The following is a 20,871-nucleotide window of genomic DNA, read 5'->3' on the forward strand; positions in this document are numbered from 1 at the left end:
AGAACGTTTTGCAACGCTTTGCCGTGAACGCTTGCAAATCTGGCCCAAAAGAAGCGGCGCAATACGCCACGATGCCACCTTGTTGTCAAAAAACAGGGTTTGCCCGTGTCTGTGTCACTTTCCGTCATTGAGTCAGCGTCCCGGCGTCCCGCCTCCGCGCTGCGCCATGAGGCTTCAGCCCCTCCCCCGCATCCATTCCTTCGGGAAACCGACCGGCTCACCCGGCTGGCCGCCCGGTCGTGCGGCGTGACTATTGCCATGGTGGTGTTGCTGGAAGAGGGCCAGGCTGTTTTCAGCGCCGGCACCGGCTTTGCGGCGCCAGCGCGCGAGGGCCTGGTCACGCTTTGTGCCGCCACGCTGGAAACACCGCTCTGCGCTCCCACGCTGCCGGCCCCCTACGCACCGGGCATCCGTTTTTACCGGGGCTTCCAGATGATCGGGGAAGACGGCGCGCTGCTGGGCCTGCTGGCGGTGATGGACACACTGCCCCGAAGCCTGAGCCGCGAGCAGGAAGAAGGCCTGCAGACGTTGGCCGGGCTGCTGGCGGGGCAACTGGAGTTGCGCCACCAGCGGCACGCGCTGGATGCCGAGCGCCAGCACATCGGCACCACCACGCGGCAGACCCAGGAAGACGCACACCGACTGGCAACGCGGCTGAGCATCACGCTGGAAAACATCTCGGAAGGCTTTTACACGCTCGATCCCGAATGGCGATTTACCTACCTCAGCCGCGAAGGCGAACGGCTGCTGGGCAGGCCCGGTACGGAGTTGCTGGGAAAAAGGATCTGGAAAGAGTTTCCCGGCATCATCAATACTGCCTTCGGGGAACAGATAGGGGCCGCGGTCGCAAGCAACCAGCAGGTGGAGTTTGAGGCCCACTTTGCGCCGATGGACAGGTGGTTTGAAGTACGCGCCTATCCGTATCCGGACGGCGTGGCGATCTACTTTCGGGATGTCAGCGAACGGCGCAAGGCCCGCGAGCAGCTCATGCTGCTGGAAACCAGCATCTCGCATCTGAACGACATCGTGCTCATCACCGAGGCCGTGCATACCGGCAAACCCGGCCTGCGCATCATCTTCGTCAACAACGCCTTCGAGCGCCACACCGGGTATGGCCGCGACGAGGCCATGACCCAGTCACCCCGGCTGCTGTGCGGGCCGTTGACGCAACGCAGCGAACTGGACCGCATCAACAAGGCCTTCCTGCGGGGTGAGCCGGTGCAGGCCGAGCTCATCACCTACCGCAAGGACGGCAAGCACTTCTGGATGGAAGTCGACATCGTGCCGGTGGCCGATGATGCGGGCGTCTTTTTCACCCACTGGGTTGCCGTGGGACGGGACATCACGCGGCGCAAGGTGGCTGAAAGTGAAATCATGCACCTGGCCTTTTACGATCCGCTGACCCAGCTGCCGAACCGCCAGCTGCTCATGGACCGCCTGCAGCTGGCACTGGCCCACCCCCCGCAACTCCCGCGCGAAGGTGCGCTGATGTTCATCGACATGGACAACTTCAAGATCCTCAATGACACCCTGGGCCACCACAAAGGCGATCTGCTGCTGCAGCAGGTGGCCGAGCGCCTGACGGCGTGCGTGCGCACCGCCGACACGGTGGCACGCCTGGGCGGGGACGAGTTTGTGGTCATGCTGGAGAACCTCGGCCACGACCCCCGCGAGGCTGCCGCGAAGGCCCAGGTGGTGGGCAAGCATATTCTTGCGGCGCTCAGCGAGCCCTACCTCCTGGCAGGCTACCAGCACTACAGCACCTGCAGCATCGGCGTGACCTCGTTCAACCAGAACCACAACAGCATTGGGGACCTGCTGAAACAGGCGGACCTGGCCATGTACCAGGCCAAGACCGCCGGACGCAACACCCTCTGCTTTTTTGACCCGGTGACGCAGGCGGCGGTGTCGGCCAGCGCAGCACTGCAGTCGGACCTGCGCCAAGGCCTGCGCGAAAAACAGTTCCTCCTGCATTACCAGCCACAGGTTGGGCGCGACGGCCGCATGATGGGTGCGGAAGCCCTGCTACGCTGGAACCACCCGGTACGCGGCATGGTGTCGCCTGCGGAATTCATTCCGGTAGCGGAAGAGTCGGGGCTGATCCTGCCGCTGGGCCAATGGGTACTGGAAACCGCCTGCCACCAGCTGGCCACTTGGGCCCAACGGCCTGAAACGGCGGCACTGAGCATTTCAGTCAACGTGAGTGTGCGGCAGTTCCGCCACCCGGAATTCGTCGACCTCGTCATGGCCGCCCTGAACGACACGAAAGTCAGCCCGCACAAGCTCAAGCTGGAGCTGACCGAAAGCCTGCTGGCCGATGACATGGACATCACCATCGGCAAAATGGCCAAACTCAAGGCCATGGGCGTGACCCTGTCGATCGACGATTTCGGCATGGGGTATTCCTCGCTCTCCTGCCTCAAGCGCCTGCCGCTGGACCAGCTGAAGATCGACAAATCCTTTGTGGCGGACATCCTGCGCGACCCGAATGACGCAGCGATCGCACGCACCATCATCGGCCTGGCGCAGAGCCTGGGGCTGGGCGTGATGGCCGAGGGGGTCGAGACCGAAGCGCAGCGCGAGTTTCTGTACCGCCAGGGCTGCGAGAGCTACCAGGGTTACCTGTTCTGCAAGCCGCTACCCATCGATGCGCTGGAAGAGTTCATGAAAACCCTGGCGCCTGGCGGCTGAACCGGCGGGCGCGCCCGCCCGTTCACGCGACCTCAGAAAGAGAAAGAGGCCAGGCGTGAAAAGTCAAGAGAGTCAAGAGAATCAGGAGCTTGTTTCCTGAGCGGCTTTGGCAACCTTGCCGTGCTCCAGCAAAAACACCACCTCCCGGACAATGCCGAACATCACCGCGCGGTCCCGACCGGGATGGTCGGCAAAGTGAACCACGGTGGAGCCCATGGTCGCAAAGCTGGTCTCCGGCTGCCCCGACTCCTTGCCATACACCACCGTGATGCCGTAGCGGGTCATCAGCGGCCCGCAGGCGCCCCAGTCGCGCGTCCACTGCGGCAGCGCCTGGGCGTTGTCCCAGAGCGTGCCCGCGCTTTCATAGCACTCTTCAATATGCTGGTGGCCCAGCAGCTGTGCGAGGTGCCGTTCCTTGGCAATGCAGCTGCGAAAGTACTCTTGGTCGTTCATGCGCATGGCGAAGTCCTTCTTCGAGTCAGATGAAAGCTCACGACACCATGGTAAATCTGAATCGCGGCGCTGGATAGACGCCGGCCCCCGCCGATGCGGCCTGCCTGCCACACCAGCCCCTGCCGACACCTGAGACAATCTGCTCATGTTTGCACCACTTCAAAACGACACCTTTCTGCGTGCCTGCCTGCGCCAAGCCACCGACCACACGCCCGTCTGGCTGATGCGCCAGGCCGGCCGCTATTTGCCCGAATACCGCGCCACCCGCGCCCGGGCCGGCAGCTTCATGGGGCTGGCCACCAACACCGATTACGCCACCGAGGTCACGCTGCAGCCGCTGGAGCGTTACCCGCTGGATGCGGCCATCCTGTTTTCCGACATCCTGACCGTACCCGACGCCATGGGGCTGGGCCTGTCGTTCGAGCTCGGCGAAGGCCCGCGTTTTGCCACCCCTGTGCGCGACGAAGCGGCGGTGGCCCGGCTGGCGGTGCCCGATATGGGCAAGCTGCGCTATGTGTTTGACGCCGTCACTTCGATCCGCAAAGCCCTTCATGGCCGGGTGCCGCTGATCGGTTTTTCCGGCAGCCCCTGGACGCTGGCCTGCTACATGGTCGAGGGAGCAGGCTCGGACGACTACCGGCTCGTCAAGACCATGCTGTACCAGCGCCCCGACCTGATGCACAAAATGCTGGCCGTCAACGCCGACGCGGTGGCCGCCTACCTGAACGCGCAGATTGAGGCCGGCGCCCAGGCCGTGATGATTTTTGACAGCTGGGGCGGCGTGCTGGCCGACGCGGCCTTCCAGACCTTCAGCCTGGCCTACACCGCGCGCGTGCTGGGCCAGCTCAAGCGCGAGCACGATGGCGTGAAGATTCCACGCCTGGTCTTCACCAAAGGCGGCGGGCAGTGGCTGGAAGCCATGGCGGCCCTCGACTGCGAGGTGCTGGGCCTGGACTGGACCGTCAACCTCGCCCAGGCCCGCGCACGGGTCGGCGAGAACGGACCCCATGCCAAGGCCCTGCAGGGCAACCTGGACCCCAACGTGCTGTTTGCCGGCCCGGCCCAGATCGAAGCCGAAGCGGCGGCCGTACTGGACAGCTTTGGCCGGCCCCACTTGGACGCCAGCCAGCCCGGACCCACCCACATTTTCAATCTCGGCCATGGCATCAGCCAGCACACACCGCCGGAAAGCGTGGAAGTCCTGGTCCGAGCAGTACACACTCACTCTCGCCGCATGCGCACAGCCGGGGCTTGAAGCGGCTGCCAAGCCTCCTCTGACAAGCGATGGAGCCGTCATTTCAGCCATGACTAGCATAAAACCAGGCCCGGGGTGTTGGACTTATGCACAAAATCTGTGCTCCGCCGCCGCAACGCACACAGCCCCGCCGCTACCCCGCTATCAAAGCCATAGCGCAGCTAAGTTATTGATTTATATAGAAACTTCAAATTGCTTTTTTTCCGGGCATTTTAAGAAAAGCCTTGATTTACAAGGCTTCGCGCAGATCCCCGGGAAGCTATCAACAAAGTTATCCACAGAAAATCTGGAAATCTGTAAAGCAGTGATAAATCAAGGACTTAGCGCGCTAACTGGAAGTGCTTTTGAAGATGTTCGCGCATCTGCCTGTCCCGCATGACCTGCTGGATCGAGGTGGTCATGGCCACGCCCGCCCACAGTGCCGTCGCGGGGCCCCTGACCTATCGAAGTGAGCTCCCACTGCTTCCGGGTGCGCTGGTGCGTGTGCCGCTGGGCAAGCGGGAAGTGCTGGGCGTGGTGTGGAGCGTCCTGCCGGACAGCGGTGGCCTGCCGGAAAAGCAGGTCCGCGCCATTGCCGGCGTATTCGACGGACTGCCGCCCCTGTCCGCAACCTGGCGAAAACTGGTTGCCTTCACGGCCGGCTACTACCAGCGCTCGCTGGGCGAAGTGGCGCTGGCCGCCCTGCCGCCGCAACTGCGCGAGCTCAGCGCGGTGCAGCTGGGGCGCCGGCTCAAGCGGCCCACGGTGGACACCAGCCACGCCCCGGCTACTGCTGATTTAAGAGCACTCACCCCCCAACAGATGCGGGCATTGGCCGAATTCGATGCCGACACCCGGCCCGCCCTGCTGTTTGGCGCCACCGGCAGCGGCAAAACCGAGGTCTATCTGCGGGCCGCGGCGCGGGCACTTGAGCAGGACCCGGACGCCCAGGTGCTGGTCATGGTGCCCGAAATCAACCTCACGCCGCAGCTGCAGGCCCGTTTTGAGGCGCGCTTTGCCCACCTGGGCAAGGAGCGGGTCGTGCCCCTGCACAGCGGGCTCACACCGGCCCAGCGGCTCAAGAGCTGGCTGGCGGCCCATACCGGGCAGGCCCGGCTGGTGCTCGGCACGCGCATGGGGGTGCTGGCCTCCCTGCCCAATTTGCGCCTGCTGGTGGTCGACGAGGAACACGACCCGAGTTACAAGCAGCAGGAAGGCGCGCGCTACTCGGCGCGCGACCTGGCGGTCTACCGCGCCAAGCTGGAAACCGGGGACGCCACGCATGCCCACGGTCCCTGCCGCGTGCTGCTGGGCTCGGCCACGCCCTCGCTGGAAAGCTGGCAGGCCACCCTCACCGGCCGCTACCAGCGCCTCATCATGGACGAGCGCATTGGCACGGCCCCATCAACCGGCGAGGAGGCCGCGCCCTATTCCGCCGGGCCGCGGCCTGGCCCCTCCTCTCCCCCGAAGGCTAGGGAGCCAGGCGCCCCAAGCGCCCCAGGTGACCCGGGCAGCTTGCCCACCGTGCGGCGCGTGGACATGAACCACCAGCCCAAGCACTGCATCATCGCGCCGCCGCTGCTGGACGCGATCGCGCAGCGTGTGGCGCGCGGCGAGCAGTCCCTGATCTTTTTGAACCGGCGCGGCTATGCGCCGGTGCTGGCCTGCCATGACTGCGGCTGGAAAAGCGAGTGCCCGCATTGCAGCGCGTTTCGCGTCTTCCACAAGATAGACCGCACGCTGCGCTGCCACCACTGCGGTTTCACCGAACGCGTGCCGCGCGCCTGCCCCAGCTGCGGCAACATCGACATCGCGCCGGTGGGGCGCGGCACCGAACGGCTGGAAGAGCATCTGGCCGAACTGCTGGCTGGCGTGAAGCGGCCGGACGGCGAGCCGGTGCGCATCGCCCGCATCGACGCCGACACCACGCGGCTCAAGGGCGCGCTGGAATCGCAGCTGGCCAGCGTGCATGCGGGCGAGGTCGACGTGCTGGTCGGCACGCAAATGATTGCCAAGGGCCATGATTTCCGGCACATCACACTGGTGGCGGCCGTCAACCCCGACGGGGCGCTGTTCTCCAGCGACTTCCGCGCGCCCGAGCGCCTGTTCAGCCTGCTGATGCAGGCCGGAGGCCGGGCCGGCCGCGATGCCCGGCACAGCGAGGCCAGCGAGATGTGGGTGCAGACCTTCCACCCGGACCATCCGCTGTTCGAGGCGCTGAAAAAACACGACTACCCGGCCTTTGCCGCACAGCAGCTGGCAGAGCGCCAGGCGGCCGGCATGGCGCCCTTCGGTTTCTCGGCGCTGGTGCGCGCCGAGGCCCGCACGCAAGAGGTGGCGCAGGGCTTTCTCAACGCCGCGGCAGCATCGGCCACGGCGCAGCAGATCACCGGCCACGACCAGGTCACAGCCTACCCGGCGGTGCCGATGACGATCCAGCGCGTGGCCAACATCGAGCGCGCACAGATGCTGGTGGAAAGCCCGTCACGCGCGGCCCTGCAGCGCTTCCTGGCCGCCTGGCAGCCGGTGCTGTTTGACACCCGCCAGCACAGCGACTTCAAAAGCCTGATCCGCTGGGCGGTGGATGTGGACCCGATTGCAATTTAACCTGGAAACGGCAGTTGGATGCGCTGTCACCCAGAAGGTGAATGCGATCGAAGAGGGAAAAGTCAATGTGCTTGCGGCTTTCCTGAAGTTTGCGTTCACCCTTCCGGAAAGCCGACCCTCAACGTTCAAAGCCCGGTGAACCAAATCACAGAAAGACAGAACACAGAACTCGAGCGGGCCGCCCTGTTTTTCGACAAGCCATTTAGGGCCCCTTCATACGCTCAGACTCCATGGCGGCATTGCGCTCTTCACTGGCCTCAATGGGCTCCATGTCCTCGTCGATGGACGCCCCCGCGCGTTCTGCGGCCGCTTTCGTTTCGTCAGCAGCGGCGCCGAACCCTTCATCATCATCATCGCCTGGAGGCTCCAGCATATCTTTCAGCATGGCCGCCAACTCCGGTGTGTCCCACGGCTCGCCATGCTGCTTTTTCTTTTTGATGTAGTGCCTGATTTCTGCGTCTTGCTCCGCGGTCAATGGAAGCCCACGGAAAGTGCTTTTAGGGTCAATGTCGGGCATGGTGTTCCTCCGGGGTTGGTCTCGCACTCCGGCGTAGCGGAGGTCGCCGTCGGCACGGATACGTGAAGGACGTGAAGGCCGCCAGCACGGCGGATTCGTTGGAACCCATCACGGGCGGACGCGATGGCACCGCGTCGTCTGCCGGGAAGTCGATCTCGCGCGCGTTGTCGCAGCCCCAGAGGCACACACCGTGCCTGGATGCGTCGTAGCTGCGGCTGGGGTTGGAAAACTTGAGCGCCATGCTGTCATCCTAGTCCTATTTGGTGACGGCGTAATCACGGCCTGAGTAATCACCGTGCATCGTGTGGCTTCCTTCCTTGCGTCAGCCCTCGGCTCTGAGGCCGGGTTTGTGACAGGGGAAAAAGCAGCACGAAAAGCCGCACGCAGAGGCGAATATCCCTGCGCCAACGAACGGCGGCTCCTGACCGGACTGTGCCTGCCTCGGTTCAAGCTCCAGACGCGACCCGAAGCCGAGGTTCAACCTTGTCCATGCCCGAGGAGGCTTGCATTTCCCGACATTTAGGACTAAATTGGTTCCATATAAAGAGGAAGGCCACGGCAATGTTGAGACTGAGCAAGCTGACCGACTACGGCACGGTGATCATGACCCACATGGCCCGGCAGCCGGCCCGCGTCTACAGCGCCGCTGAAGTGGCCACCGCGACAGGCGTGACAGTCCCCACGGCGAGCAAGATCCTGAAGACGCTGGCACGGGAAAACCTGCTGCAGTCGCTGCGCGGCGCCCACGGCGGTTACCTGTTGTCGCGGCCACCGGATGAGATTTCCATTGCCCAGGTCATCGACGCGATGGAAGGGCCGGTCGGCGTGACCGAGTGCAGCGCCGCCCTTGGCCTGTGCGCGCAGGAAGGTTCGTGTTCGTTGCAGGCGAACTGGCAGCGCGTCAACCAGATCATTCGCCGCGTGCTGAGCGACCTCACGCTGGCGGACATGGCGCAACCGGTGTTTCGACCGGTGAACGTCGGCGCACTGCGGGCCCGGCAGCCACGCGAGGGCGTGAGGCAGTAGCAGAGGCGGTCGCAACGGGCAACGGGCAACGGGAGATGACACATGGCAAACTCCACAGTCAAACTCGACGAACTGATCAGTCAGGGCTACCAGCACGGCTTCTACACCACCGTGGAGACGGACACCGTGCCGAGCGGGCTCTCCGAAGACGTGGTCCGCCTGATCTCGGCCAAGAAGGGTGAACCCGGCTTCATGCTTGACTGGCGGCTGCAGGCCTATCGCCACTGGCTGACGATGACCGAGCCGCGCTGGGCCACGGTGCGCCACCCGCCCATCGCCTACCAGGACATCGCCTACTACTCCGCGCCGAAGTCGCGCAAGGACGGGCCGCAAAGCCTGGACGATGTGGACCCGGAATTGCTGCGGACCTATGAGAAGCTGGGCGTGCCGCTCGAGGAGCGCGCACTGCTGGCCGGCGTGGCGGTGGACGCGGTGTTCGACAGCGTGTCGGTGGCGACCACCTTCAAGGAGAAGCTGGGCGAGCTGGGCATTGTGTTCTGCTCGTTTTCCGAGGCGGTGCAGCAGCACCCCGACCTGGTGCGGAAATACCTCGGCTCGGTCGTGCCCTACACCGACAACTTTTTTGCCACGCTCAACTCGGCGGTGTTCAGCGACGGCTCGTTCTGCTACATCCCGCCGGGGGTGCGCTGCCCGATGGAGCTGTCCACCTACTTCCGCATCAACGCCAAAAATACCGGCCAGTTCGAGCGCACGCTGATCATCGCCGACGAGGGCGCCTACGTGAGTTATCTGGAAGGCTGCACCGCGCCGATGCGCGACGAGAACCAGCTGCACGCCGCGGTAGTCGAGTTGATCGCGCTGGAAGGCGCGCAAATCAGGTACGCGACGGTGCAGAACTGGTACCCCGGTGACAAAGAGGGCAAGGGCGGCATCTACAACTTCGTCACCAAGCGCGGCGACTGCCGCGGCGCCAACTCGAAGATTTCCTGGACCCAGGTGGAGACCGGTTCCGCCATCACCTGGAAGTACCCCAGCGTGATCCTGCAGGGGGACAACGCCGTGGGCGAGTTCTACTCGGTGGCGCTGACCAACCACTACCAGCAGGCCGACACCGGCACCAAGATGATCCACCTCGGGAAGAACACCCGCAGCACCATCCTGTCCAAGGGGATCTCGGCCGGCCACGGCCGCAACGCCTACCGCGGGCGGGTGTTGATGGCCAAAGGCGCTGCCGGCGCGCGCAACTACACGCAGTGCGACTCGCTGCTGTTGGGCGACCGCTGCGCGGCCCATACCTTCCCCTATATCGAGGTGAAGAACCCGACCGCCCGGGTCGAGCACGAGGCCTCCACCTCGCGCATCGGCGAAGACCAGCTCTATTACTGCCAGAGCCGCGGCCTCGCACCGGAAGACGCGGTGTCGATGATCGTCAACGGCTTCTGCAAGGAGGTGTTCAAGGAGCTGCCGATGGAATTCGCGGTGGAGGCGCAAAAGCTGCTGGGCGTGAGCCTGGAAGGCAGCATCGGATGACAAGGACAGACCATGCTCGAGATCAGAAACCTGCACGTCTCCGTCGATGACAAGCCCATCCTGCGCGGTATCAATCTCACGATCCGGGCGGGCGAAGTGCACGCCATCATGGGGCCGAACGGCTCGGGCAAGAGCACGCTGGCCCATGTGCTGGCCGGGCGCGACAACCATGTGGTGACCGCCGGCGAGGTGCGCTACGAGGGCCGCAACCTGCTCGAGCTGCCGCCTGAAGCGCGGGCGCGGGCGGGGATCTTTCTGGCCTTCCAGTACCCGGTGGAGATCCCCGGCGTCGCCAACATCTATCTGCTGAAAGCGGCGGTCAATGCGCAGCGCTTGCACCGCGGCGAGCCGGAGCTGGACGCTGTGGACTTCCTCGCGCTGGTGAAGGGCAAGCTGGCACTGATGGGCATGGACACCAGCCTGCTGTACCGCGCGGTGAACGAAGGCTTCTCCGGCGGCGAGAAGAAACGCAACGAGATCCTGCAGATGGCCGTGCTGGAGCCGAAACTCGCCATCCTCGATGAAACCGATTCGGGCCTGGACATCGATGCGCTCCAGGTCGTCGCGGGCGGCGTCAGCGCCATGCGCAGCCCGGAACGGGCCATCGTGCTGGTGACCCATTACCAGCGCCTGCTCAACTACATCGTGCCGGACCACGTGCACGTGCTGGTACAGGGCCGCATCGCGCTGTCCGGCGGGCGGGAGCTGGCGCTAGAGCTGGAGAACCAGGGTTACGGCTGGATCGAGGCCGAAGCCAGCTGCCAGAAGGGAGCGATCTCATGAGCGCGGCGCAAAACCACTTCAGTCACTTCAGGCAAGCTCGCGCGCCCCTCGAGGGGCAGCCCGGCATTGCCGGACATGGGGGTCCCATGAGCGCCACTGCGGCCGACTTTTACCGTGACGAATTCGCCCGCCTCAAAGCGTCGCTGCCCGGCGGGCGCCTGCCGTGGCTGCAGCGTGCGCGCGAAGCGGGCCTGGCGTCTTTCGCCGGCACCGGCTTCCCGACGCTGCGCCAGGAGGACTGGAAGTACACCAGCGTCGCCGCCATCGAGAAAGGCCGTTTTGTGCTGGCCGCGCGGACGCCGCCGGCGCCGAACGGTGTCACGGCGCAGCAGATCGAAGACTGGAGCCTGCCCGACACCCAGCGCCTGGTGTTCGTGAACGGCCACTATCAGCCGCGCTGGTCGCGCATCGGGCCGCTGCCCGCGGGCGTCACACTGGCCAGCCTCGCCGAGCTGCTGGAACGCGACCCCGATCGCCTGGAAAGCCTGCTGGGGCCGACGCCGAACGCCTACCCGTCCGGCTTCGCCGCACTGAACGCGGCCTTCATGACCGACGGCGCCTATGTCCATCTGGCTGCCGGCCTGGCGCTCGACACGCCGATCCACCTGCTGTTCGTCGCCACCGAAGCGGGCCTCGCGATGCAGACGCGCAACCTCGTGGTGGCCGACGCCGGCAGCCGGGCCAGCCTGATCGAGCACCATGTGGCCGTGGGCGAAGGCGCCTACTTCACCAACGTGATCACCGACCTCGTGGCCGGGCGCGACGCCGGGATCGAGCACCACAAAGTGCAGCAGGAAAGCCTCAAGGCCTTCCACGTCGCCGCAGTGAATGCGGACCAGCAGCACGGCAGCCGCTTCACCTCGCGCTCGTTCGCACTGGGCGCGGTCCTGGCGCGGATCGACATCGGCGTCGGGCTCAATGCCGAGCACACCACGTGCACGCTCGACGGGCTGTACATGACCGACGGCCGCCAGCATATCGACCACCACACCCGCATCGACCATGCCCAGCCGTATGGCACCAGCCGCGAGTTCTACAAGGGCGTGCTGGCCGGCGCGTCCCGCGCGGTGTTCAACGGCAAGGTGATCGTGCATGCCGATGCGCAGCACAGCGATGCCGATCAGACCAACCGCAACCTGCTGCTGTCGGACAACGCCGAAGTCGATACCAAGCCGCAACTGGAAATCTACGCCGACGACGTGAAATGCAGCCACGGCGCCACCGTCGGCCAGCTCGACCCCGAGCAGATCTTCTACCTGCGCTCGCGCGGCGTGGACGATGCGTCGGCGCGCGCGCTGCTCACCTTTGCCTTCGCCGAGGAAGTGGTCGACCGGGTAGGCATTGCGCCGCTGCGGGCGCGGCTGGAGAAGCTGCTGCTGGGTCGCCTGCCCGAGCGGGTGAAGGAGCTGATATGAAGCACCCCCGAAGCGCCTTCGGCGCCCGGCACCACCGCCAGAGGCGGCGGCTCTTCGGAACCGTCCAAGCCTGCGCAGGCAGGCTTGGAGCCGCGGTCCTCAGCCCCTCAAGGGGGCGCCAGCAACGGCCCGGCAAAGCCGGTTCCGCGCTGGCCCGCGATGGGCGCGACTTGTTTCACGTGTCGTGGGAAGCGCGAAGCGCGCTGGAGCAACTGATATGAACGCCCGAATCAACGAATGGACTGCACGCGCCGACGCGCCCGAGACCGCGCTGGAGCTGGCGCGGTTGCGGCAGGATTTCCCCATCCTGCACCGGAGCGTGCACGGCAAGCCCCTGGTCTACCTGGACAACGCCGCCACCAGCCAGAAGCCACAGTGCGTGATCGACTGCGAGGCGCGCTACTACACCGAGCTGAACGCCAACATCCACCGCGGCGTGCACAGCCTGAGCCAGCAGGCGACCGAGGCCTATGAAGCGGCACGCGACACCGTGCGGCGCTTCATCCATGCGGAGCGCCGCGAAGAAATCGTGTTCGTGCGCGGCACCACCGAGGCGATCAACCTGGTGGCGGCGAGCTACGGTCAAGGCCTGCGGCCCGGCGACGAAATCCTGATCACCGAGATGGAGCACCACTCCAACATCGTGCCGTGGCAGCTGCTGTGCGAGCGCACGGGCGCGGTGCTGCGCGTCGCGCCCATCGACGACGCCGGCGAACTGCGCCTGGACGCGTTCGAGCGCCTGCTGGGCCCGGCGACGCGCATCGTCGCGCTCACGCAGCTGTCGAATGCGCTCGGCACCCTCAACCCGGTGCAGCACCTCGTTGCGCTCGCCCATGCGGCGGGGGCGGTGGTGCTGGTCGATGGCGCCCAGGCGGTGGCCCACCTGCCGGTTGACGTCCAGGCGCTCGACTGCGATTTCTACGCCTTCTCCGGCCACAAGCTCTACGGCCCGACCGGCATCGGCGTGCTCTACGGCAAGGCTGCGCTGCTGGACGCCATGCCGCCCTGGCAGGGTGGCGGCGACATGATCCGCGAGGTTACCTTCGCCCGGACGACGTACAACGACCTGCCGTACAAGTTCGAGGCCGGCACCCCGCATATCGCGGGCGGCATCGCCCTGGGGGCGGCGATCGACTATGTGGGCATGGTGGGTTTGCCCGCCATCGCCGCCCACGAACACGCGCTGCTGGCCTACGCCACCGAACAGGCGGCCGGGATGGCCGGCCTGCGCCTCATCGGCACCGCCCGGGACAAGGCGAGCATCCTGTCGTTCACCGTGGCGGGCGTGCACCCGCACGATGTCGGCACCATCCTCGACGACGAAGGCGTCGCGGTGCGCGCCGGCCACCATTGCGCCATGCCGGTGATGGCGCATTTCGACGTGCCCGCGACGGTGCGCGCCTCGTTCGCCCTCTACAACACGCAGGAGGAAGTGGATGTGCTGCTGCGCGCGATCCGCAGGGCGCAGGAGGTATTTGGCTGATGTCTGACTTGCGCGATCTGTATCAGGAACTCATCGTTGACCACTACCGCCACCCGCACAATTTCGGGCCACTGGCGGGGGCCAACCGCCGCGCCGAGGGTTTCAATCCGCTGTGCGGCGACCGGCTGACGCTTTACCTCCAGGTCGTGGACGGCGTGATCCAGGACGCCCGCTTCGAAGGCTCGGGCTGCGCCATTTCCACCGCCTCGGCGTCGCTGATGACCGACGCCCTCAAGGGCAAGACCGAGGCGCAGGTAGAAGCGTTGTTCGCCGGCTTTCACGCGCTGGTGGCGGGCAGCAGTGACTCGCCGCCGACGGTCGCGCTGGGCAAGCTGGAGGTGCTGGCCGGCGTGCGCGAATTCCCGGTACGGGTGAAATGCGCCACCCTGGCCTGGCATACGCTGCGCGCGGCGCTGCGCGAGGTCAACCAGCCGGTTTCGACGGAGTGAATGCGATGAACATTTTCGATTTGATACACCGGGCCAAGGAGGCCGTTGCCCCGCCCCCTGCTGCGCCGGCTGCCACCACCCCCGCCACGGGCTTGCAGGCGCGCGTGATCGAGGCCCTGCGAAGCGTGTTTGACCCGGAAATCCCGGTCAATATCTACGACCTGGGCCTCATCTACGGCCTGGACGTGGACGAAGCCCGCGGCAAGGTGCATATCCGCATGACACTGACCGCCCCCGGTTGCCCGGTGGCACAGACCTTTCCCGAAGTGGTCGGCAGCGCCGTCGACGAAGTGCCCGGCGTGAACGAGGTCGAGGTCGAGCTGGTGTGGGAGCCGCCCTGGTCCAGGGACAGGATGAGCGAGGCGGCGCGCCTGCAACTGGGGCTGCTGTGATGGCCGACTGGACCGACGTCGCCCCGGCGGACGGCTTCCCGCCCGGCAGCTACCGCACCGTGGACGTGGACGGCGTGCCCATCGCCGTGTTCAACGTCAACGGCCGCTACTACGCCATCGAGGACCTGTGCACTCACGAGGCCGAGACCCTGTCCGACGGCGAAGTGCTGGACGACATCATCGTCTGCCCCCGCCACGGCGCGCAGTTCTCGCTGGTCACCGGCGAGGCGCTGTCGCCGCCGGCCTACGAGGCCGTGCCGACCTTCCCGGTGCAGGTCGAGAACGGCATGGTGCAGGTGCGGGACGACCGCTTCGACTGACACCTTGACTCCAAAGCGGCAGCCACCCCGTCAGGTGGCCGACTCGCTACGTTGACCCAGGGTAAAGCAGAACATCGCGCCTTCGTTCAATTTGCCTTCGGCCCAGACGCGGCCGCCGTGACGGTCGATGACACGTTTCACGGTGGCCAGCCCGATGCCGGTTCCGGCGAAATCTCCCGGTGAATGAAGGCGCTCGAAGGTGCCAAAAAGCTTGTGCGAGAAGGCCATGTCAAACCCGACACCGTTGTCCTTGACAAAAAAAACGGTGTCGCCATCAGCGTCCAGCTCGCAGCCCACCTCAATCCGCGTCAGCAACTGCCTGGAAGTGAACTTCCACGCGTTGGCCAGCAGGTTTTGCAACACGGCCGACAGCAGGCGGGGGTCGCCTTGCGCGCACAAGCCATCCTGGATGAGCACCTGCGCCTGGCGCTGCGGCTCCCGCTCCCGGTGGTCCTGCTCGATCCGCCGGGCGACGGCCGAAAGATCGACCGGCTCTGACTTGATCTGTTCGCGGGACAGCTTGGCCAGGGTCAGCAGGCCCTCGATCAACTCGCCCATCTCCTTGACCCCGGCACCAATCCGGTTCAGGTAGTGCCTGCCCTTGTCGCTGATATTTTCTGCTTCGGCCTTCGCGAGCAGCTGGCTGAATCCGTGGATGGTATTGAGGGGCGAGCGCAGGTCATGGGACACGGAGTAGGCGAAAGACTCCATCTCCTTGTTCGCCGCGGCGAGCTGGGCCGTGCGCAGCAATACCCGTTCCTCCAGTTCACTGTTGAGGCTGAGAATTTCTTCCTGCTGTTGCCGGCGCTCCGTGATGTCGCGCTCGACCGCCACCCAATGGGTGAATCTGCCGGACTCGTCGGCGATGGGGGCGATGTCTGTTTCCAGCCAGAGCTCCTGGCCGGCCTTGGTGTAAGTGACAATTTCCGCGCGTACCGCTTGCCAGTTTTTCATGGCGATGCGAATGCGGTCCAGTTCCGCCTGCCCGGTTTTGGCTCCCCACAGCAGCGTCGAGGCATGTCCGATGACCTCCTTCCGGCTGTATCCCGTGTGACGCTCAAAGGCATCATTCACAAAAACGATTCGCGGCCCCGTATCGTTGAAGGTCTGGGCTTCGGTAATGACCACCATGTCATTCAGGCGGGACACCGCCGTCTCCAGCAGGCGCAGCTGTGCCTGCTCCGCGCGCCGCTGGGTGATGTCCTGAAAGTAAACCGCGAGCCCCGCCTCTGTGGGATAGACGTGGAAGGCAAACCAGGTCTGCAGCGGCTGATGAAAAGCCTCAAAGCGGGTCGTGTGTTGCGCTTGAGCCGCCAGGCGGTATTCACGTTCGATGCGCGCGCCCACGGCCTCGGGAAGCTCCTGCCACAGCGTATGGCCCATCAGGTCTTCCCGGCGGCGCTTGAGCATTCGCTCTGCCTGACCGTTGACGAAGGTGAACTTCCACTCCCTGTCGATCAGGAAAAAACCGTCGGTGATGCTTTCCAGCGTGGTGAGGAGCTGCGCCTCCAGCGCGAGCGTGCGCGCCTCCGCCTCCTTTTGCTCCGAGATGTCCTGAAAGGCACCCTGAATGCGGATGATCTTTCCCGTGGCATCACGCACGGCCTCGCCGATAGAACGCACCCAGATGCGCCGGCCCTTGGCGGTGAGCTTGGGCAGCACAAATTCGTAAGGCGTGCCGTGTTCCACGCAATCCTGCACATGACGGATGACTATCGGTCGATGCTCCGGGAGAAAGTAGCTGATCCCCTCTTCCAGCGTCGGTTGATAACCGGGCGCCACGTCGTGAATCAGGCAGTTTTCATCCGACCAGGTCAGCGTGCGGTCAGGCAGCTCAATCGTCCATCCCCCCAGGCGTGCCACCCTGCCAGCGATGCGGTTGATGGCGAGGTTTTTCTCCAGGAGCGCAGCGGCCTGTTTCAGGTCGTCAATATCGGTCAAGGTACCCAGCCAGTGGGCCGTCAGTCCCGCCGCGTCATAGTGCACAACGGCCCGGCCCAGCATCCAGCGATAGACGCCATCAGCCCGACGCAGACGGTATTCGACCTCGCAGGTCTCGCCACTCTTGAACGCCTGCGCCCAAAGTTCGGCGGCCCGCGGGCCGTCATCGGGATGAACAAGGCCGGACCAGCCGCGGTCCAGGCTCTCCTCCAGGGACAAGCCGCAATAGTCAAACCACCGTTGATTGAAGTAGGTGTACCTGCCATCGGCCCGCATCATCCAGACGATCTGGGGTATTGCGTCTGCCAGCAGGCGCAATGGTGTGTCACCCATGCCGCCCGCGCACAAGGCCTCAGCGGGGAGCTTGCGGTTGTCAGTGATGCCCTGTGCGGCGCCTGACAACGTTATCGAGCTGCTGCCTGTCCTGTTCACGCACTCTCCCCGTGTGTGTGTCGTTCTGACTGAATCCTGGATCAGCGAACACGATTGAAATCTTTTCGCAGTCCCGCTTCATTCGCGGCTTTGACGTATTGTGGATTATCACGTGCCACGTCCGGCCACTTCGACGGAGTTCATGATTGTGGTTGAAATGTTGCAGGCCTTGACGGAACGCCTGCTTTGCCGAGAGAATTCCCGGCGCAGCCCGCGCACTCAAAGCGTCAGGCCTGCCGCGGCTCCCCCGGCGCCGCACCCCGGACCACTTCCATGCTGTGGGCTTACACCACGGGCTGGACCGCGATCTCCCGCTCTGCCATGATCAGGAAATCTCCGCTCCCCCATGACGGACTCCAGCCCGTCGTCGAACCGAAGCGATGGCCACACCCACCGTCCGTGTTGTTGCCGCAGCGCTCCTCTTGAGCATGACAGGGGCACAGATCGCCGCAGCCGAAGACTTCGCGTCCGGGCACCGGCGGATGATGGAGGAAATCACGGCGCTCGTTCGCGAGACCCGCACCGAGACCGGCAAGCCAGCCCTCGATGAGCGGGTGATGGCTGTCATGCGGAAGGTGCCGCGACACGAGTTCGTTCCCGCCAGCCAGCTTGCCAGTGCCTACCAGAACCGCCCCCTGCCGATCGGCCACGGACAGACCATCTCGCAGCCTTACATCGTCGCGCTGATGACCGATCTGGCCAGGGTGGAACCCGGCCACAAGGTGCTCGAGGTGGGTACCGGCTCGGGCTATCAGGCGGCGGTGATGGCGCATCTGGCCCATGCCGTCTACACCATCGAGATCGTCGAACCGCTAGGGCTGCAAGCCCAGCAACGCCTCCAGAAGCTGGGCTACGACAATGTCCAGGTGCGGCTGGGCGATGGCTACCAAGGCTGGGAGGAACATGCGCCGTACGACGCCATCCTCGTCACCGCAGCGGCCAGCCACATTCCGCCGCCGCTCATCCGTCAGCTCAAGGCCGGCGGCAGGATGGTGATTCCGGTGGGCGCGGCGTTCATGGTCCAGCAACTGATGCTGGTCGAGAAGAACCGCGATGGGACGGTGTCGACCCGGCAGATCCTGCCGGTGGCCTTCGTTCCGCTGACCGGCCAGCGCTGAGCCTGGAACGCTGATGGCCTGGACACGCGAGCTCGCACGTGGCGGGCCCGCCCCGCCGGTGATCGCCGTGGCCCTGATCTCGGCCGCCGCGCTGGCCTATGAAATCCTGCTGATGCGGCTGTTCTCCATCATCCTGTGGCACCACTTTGCCTACATGATCATCAGCCTGGCGCTGCTCGGCTACGGCGCCAGCGGCGCCGTGCTGACCTTGGCGCAACACGCCGTGCGGCGGCATTTTGCACCGCTGTTCAGTGCGTCCGCAGCAGCGTTCGGGGTCAGCGCCATCGGCTGCTTTGTGCTGGCACAGCGCGTGCCGTTCAATCCGCTGGAAATCCTCTGGGACCCGCGCCAGCCGGTGTATCTGCTGGTGGTCTACCTGCTGCTTCTGCTGCCCTTTCTGTGCGCCGGCGCCTGTGTGTGCATGGCTTTGTCGTGCTTTCGCGGCAAGGTGCCGCGCATCTACAGCTTCGACATCCTGGGCGCCGGGGCGGGCAGCCTGGGCGTCGTGGCCCTGCTGTACGTGCTGTCGCCGGCGGACACCTTGAAGCTGATCGGCGCCTTGGGGTGGGCCGCCGCGGCGGTGGCGTGGCTCGAATGCCGGGGCCCCAGGCACTGGCGGCCGGCGGCCCTGCTGATGGTCATGGCAAACCTGCCCTTGCTGTTGCCGCCAGCCTGGGTTGCGCCCACCATGTCGCCGTACAAGGAGCTGTCGCAGACCTTGCGCATTCCCGAAGCCCGCGTGGTGGCGCAACGATCGAGCCCGCTGGGCCTCGTCAGCGTGGTCGAGAGTCCGCGCATTGCGCTGCGCCACGCACCGGGACTCAGCCTCAATGCAACGGCCGAACCGCCGCCGCAGCTGGGGGTCTTCATCGACGGCGAAGGCCTCAACGCGCTGACCCGATTCGACGGGCGGCAGGGCAGCCTGGTCCATCTCGACCAGATGAGCTCGGCACTGCCCTACCACCTGCTGCGCCATCCGCGCGTGCTGGTGCTGGGTGCCGGCGCCGGCGCCGACGTGCTGCAGGCCCACCATCACGGCGCCAGGCAGATCGATGCGGTGGAGCTGAACCCCCAGGTCGTCGATCTGGTGCGGCGCCGGTTCGCGGACTATGCGGGCGGCATCTATTCGGGCATCGCGCGCGTGCATGTGGCCGAGGCGCGCGGCTTCGTCGCGGCCAGCAAGGAGCGCTACGACCTCATCCACGTGGCGCTGCTCGACTCCTTCAGCGCTTCCTCGGCAGGCCTCTATGCGCTGTCCGAGAACTATCTCTACACGGTCGAAGCCGTGCAGGACGACCTGCGGCATCTGCAGCCCGGCGGCCTGCTGGCGATCACACGCTGGGTCACGCTGCCGCCGCGCGATGCGCTCAAGCTCTTTGCCGCCGCCGCGCTGGCGCTGGAGCGATCGGGCGTCGCCGATCCCGGATCACGACTCGCCCTGGTGCGCAGCTGGAAGACCACCACGCTGCTCGTCAAGAACGGCGCCTTCGACGGCGCGGACATCGCGGCGATCAAGGCCTTCTGCGCCGCCCGCTCGTTCGATGTGGCTTACTACCCCGGCATGCGGCCGGAGGAGGCGAACCGCTACAACGTGGTCGAAGGTCCCGACCTGTTCGACGGCGCGGTGGCGCTGCTCGGTCCGGGCCGGGAAGCGTTCCTGCAGGGCTACAAGTTTCACATCACCCCGGCCACCGACGACAAGCCGCACTTCTTCCACTTCTTCAAGTGGCGCTCGCTGCCCGAGCTCTTGTCGCTGAAGGGACGGGGCGGCTTGCCGCTCCTGGAGTGGGGCTATCCGGTGCTCGTGGCAACGCTGGTCCAGGCGGTGGTTGCGAGCCTGCTGTTGATCGGCCTGCCGTTGGCATGGGTCACATGGGTGGATGCCCGGCAGGACAACAAGGACAACAGCATGCCGCTCACCGAATCGCGCGGCCGCGTCCTCGTCTACTTTCTGGCGATCGGTTTCGGCTTCATGTTCATCGAGATTGCGTTCATCCAGAAGTTCGTCCTGTTCCTGAGCCACCCGCTCCATGCGGTCGCGGTCGTGCTGTTCGCGTTTTTGCTGTTCGCCGGCATTGGCAGCCGCGTTTCCGGGCGCCTGGCAGCAGGCACCAGGGCCATGCGGCACCCGGCAGCGGTGGCGGGCGCCATTTTCCTGTCGGCGGCGCTTTGCCTGGCCCTGCTTCCCTGGCTGTTCCGGCACGCGATGGGGCTGCCGGACGCGGCAAGAATCCTGATCTCGGCCGCCCTCATCGCCCCGCTGGCGTTTTTCATGGGCATGCCGTTCCCCCTGGGTTTGGCAAGGGTGGAGGCCATCAATGCCCGGCTCATTCCCTGGGCTTGGGGTATCAACGGCTGCGCGTCGGTCATCGGAGCGGTGCTGGCCACGCTGCTCGCGATCCATGTCGGGTTCACCGCCGTGGTCATGGCGGCGCTGGTTCTGTATGGGGTTGCGGCGGCGACCCGTCCTTGACACTTCATGCACACCGCCTCGCTACAGCGGAACAGGAAAGCGGACC

At 65.4% G+C, this 20,871-nt stretch carries 17 protein-coding genes; 13 read left to right on the top strand and 4 right to left on the bottom strand.

Annotation, left to right across the window (positions count from 1 at the left end):
- Positions 1-105: 105 nt before the first annotated feature.
- On the top strand, positions 106-2,691 hold the full coding sequence (locus AC1DUR_RS05445) for an EAL domain-containing protein (RefSeq protein WP_477721430.1): 2,586 nt from the start codon (positions 106-108) through the stop codon (positions 2,689-2,691).
- Positions 2,692-2,772: 81 nt separating this feature from the next.
- Here the strand turns inward: AC1DUR_RS05445 and AC1DUR_RS05450 are convergent, their stop codons facing one another.
- Positions 2,773-3,150 (bottom strand): aminoacyl-tRNA synthetase, encoded by a 378-nt coding sequence (locus tag AC1DUR_RS05450; protein ID WP_477721431.1) that lies wholly within the window; start codon positions 3,148-3,150, stop codon positions 2,773-2,775.
- Between the two features lie 139 nt (positions 3,151-3,289).
- Between AC1DUR_RS05450 and hemE the strand changes: the two genes are divergently transcribed.
- On the top strand, positions 3,290-4,399 hold the full coding sequence (gene hemE / locus AC1DUR_RS05455) for a uroporphyrinogen decarboxylase (protein WP_477719150.1): 1,110 nt from the start codon (positions 3,290-3,292) through the stop codon (positions 4,397-4,399).
- 375 nt (positions 4,400-4,774) lie between these two features.
- Complete coding sequence (priA, locus tag AC1DUR_RS05460; RefSeq protein ID WP_477721432.1) at positions 4,775-6,985, top strand: replication restart helicase PriA; 2,211 nt, start codon at positions 4,775-4,777, stop codon at positions 6,983-6,985.
- A gap of 202 nt (positions 6,986-7,187) precedes the next feature.
- On the opposite strand, the gene AC1DUR_RS05465 is transcribed toward priA, so the two are convergent.
- Together AC1DUR_RS05465 and AC1DUR_RS05470 are read right to left on the bottom strand one after the other, a co-directional pair.
- On the bottom strand, positions 7,188-7,502 hold the full coding sequence (locus AC1DUR_RS05465; RefSeq protein WP_477721433.1) for a hypothetical protein: 315 nt from the start codon (positions 7,500-7,502) through the stop codon (positions 7,188-7,190).
- Complete coding sequence (locus AC1DUR_RS05470) at positions 7,489-7,743, bottom strand: DUF1488 family protein (protein WP_477721434.1); 255 nt, start codon at positions 7,741-7,743, stop codon at positions 7,489-7,491. Before AC1DUR_RS05470 ends, AC1DUR_RS05465 begins: the two co-directional genes overlap by 14 nt.
- 320 nt (positions 7,744-8,063) lie before the next feature.
- Between AC1DUR_RS05470 and AC1DUR_RS05475 the strand changes: the two genes are divergently transcribed.
- The 8 genes from AC1DUR_RS05475 (at position 8,064) to AC1DUR_RS05510 (ending at position 14,861) form a co-directional block, all read left to right on the top strand.
- Positions 8,064-8,528 (top strand): SUF system Fe-S cluster assembly regulator, encoded by a 465-nt coding sequence (locus AC1DUR_RS05475; RefSeq protein WP_477721435.1) that lies wholly within the window; start codon positions 8,064-8,066, stop codon positions 8,526-8,528.
- A 42-nt stretch (positions 8,529-8,570) separates the two neighbouring features.
- On the top strand, positions 8,571-10,019 hold the full coding sequence (sufB, locus tag AC1DUR_RS05480; RefSeq protein ID WP_477721436.1) for a Fe-S cluster assembly protein SufB: 1,449 nt from the start codon (positions 8,571-8,573) through the stop codon (positions 10,017-10,019).
- 12 nt (positions 10,020-10,031) lie between these two features.
- Positions 10,032-10,802 (top strand): Fe-S cluster assembly ATPase SufC, encoded by a 771-nt coding sequence (gene sufC / locus AC1DUR_RS05485; RefSeq protein ID WP_477721437.1) that lies wholly within the window; start codon positions 10,032-10,034, stop codon positions 10,800-10,802.
- 86 nt (positions 10,803-10,888) lie between these two features.
- Positions 10,889-12,217 carry a Fe-S cluster assembly protein SufD gene (sufD, locus tag AC1DUR_RS05490; RefSeq protein ID WP_477721438.1) on the top strand — a complete coding sequence of 443 codons (1,329 nt, stop codon included), beginning with the start codon at positions 10,889-10,891 and terminating at the stop codon, positions 12,215-12,217.
- 217 nt (positions 12,218-12,434) lie between these two features.
- Positions 12,435-13,700 carry a SufS family cysteine desulfurase gene (locus AC1DUR_RS05495; RefSeq protein WP_477721439.1) on the top strand — a complete coding sequence of 422 codons (1,266 nt, stop codon included), beginning with the start codon at positions 12,435-12,437 and terminating at the stop codon, positions 13,698-13,700.
- Entirely contained in the window at positions 13,700-14,149 is a 450-nt protein-coding gene (gene sufU / locus AC1DUR_RS05500; RefSeq protein WP_477721440.1) for a Fe-S cluster assembly sulfur transfer protein SufU, read from the top strand. The genes AC1DUR_RS05495 and sufU overlap by 1 nt, the downstream gene beginning before the upstream one ends.
- 5 nt (positions 14,150-14,154) lie before the next feature.
- Positions 14,155-14,541, top strand: a complete 387-nt coding sequence (locus AC1DUR_RS05505; RefSeq protein ID WP_477721441.1) for an SUF system Fe-S cluster assembly protein — start codon at positions 14,155-14,157, stop codon at positions 14,539-14,541.
- Positions 14,541-14,861 carry a non-heme iron oxygenase ferredoxin subunit gene (locus AC1DUR_RS05510; RefSeq protein WP_477721442.1) on the top strand — a complete coding sequence of 107 codons (321 nt, stop codon included), beginning with the start codon at positions 14,541-14,543 and terminating at the stop codon, positions 14,859-14,861. Before AC1DUR_RS05505 ends, AC1DUR_RS05510 begins: the two co-directional genes overlap by 1 nt.
- Positions 14,862-14,891: 30 nt before the next feature.
- Here AC1DUR_RS05510 and AC1DUR_RS05515 read toward each other — a convergent pair whose 3' ends face one another.
- Entirely contained in the window at positions 14,892-17,234 is a 2,343-nt protein-coding gene (locus AC1DUR_RS05515; RefSeq protein ID WP_477721443.1) for a PAS domain-containing sensor histidine kinase, read from the bottom strand.
- Positions 17,235-17,614: 380 nt separating this feature from the next.
- Here AC1DUR_RS05515 and AC1DUR_RS05520 point away from each other — a divergent pair, with 380 nt between their 5' ends.
- Positions 17,615-18,352, top strand: coding sequence for a protein-L-isoaspartate(D-aspartate) O-methyltransferase (locus AC1DUR_RS05520; protein WP_477721444.1), 738 nt, complete (start codon positions 17,615-17,617; stop codon positions 18,350-18,352).
- Between the two features lie 13 nt (positions 18,353-18,365).
- The gene (locus AC1DUR_RS05525; protein ID WP_477721445.1) at positions 18,366-20,825 is read left to right on the top strand and encodes a spermine/spermidine synthase domain-containing protein; all 2,460 of its coding nucleotides are present in this window, start codon (positions 18,366-18,368) and stop codon (positions 20,823-20,825) included.
- The last annotated feature ends 46 nt before the right edge of the window (positions 20,826-20,871 follow it).

Source organism: Polaromonas sp. P4_F4 (genome assembly GCF_056401355.1).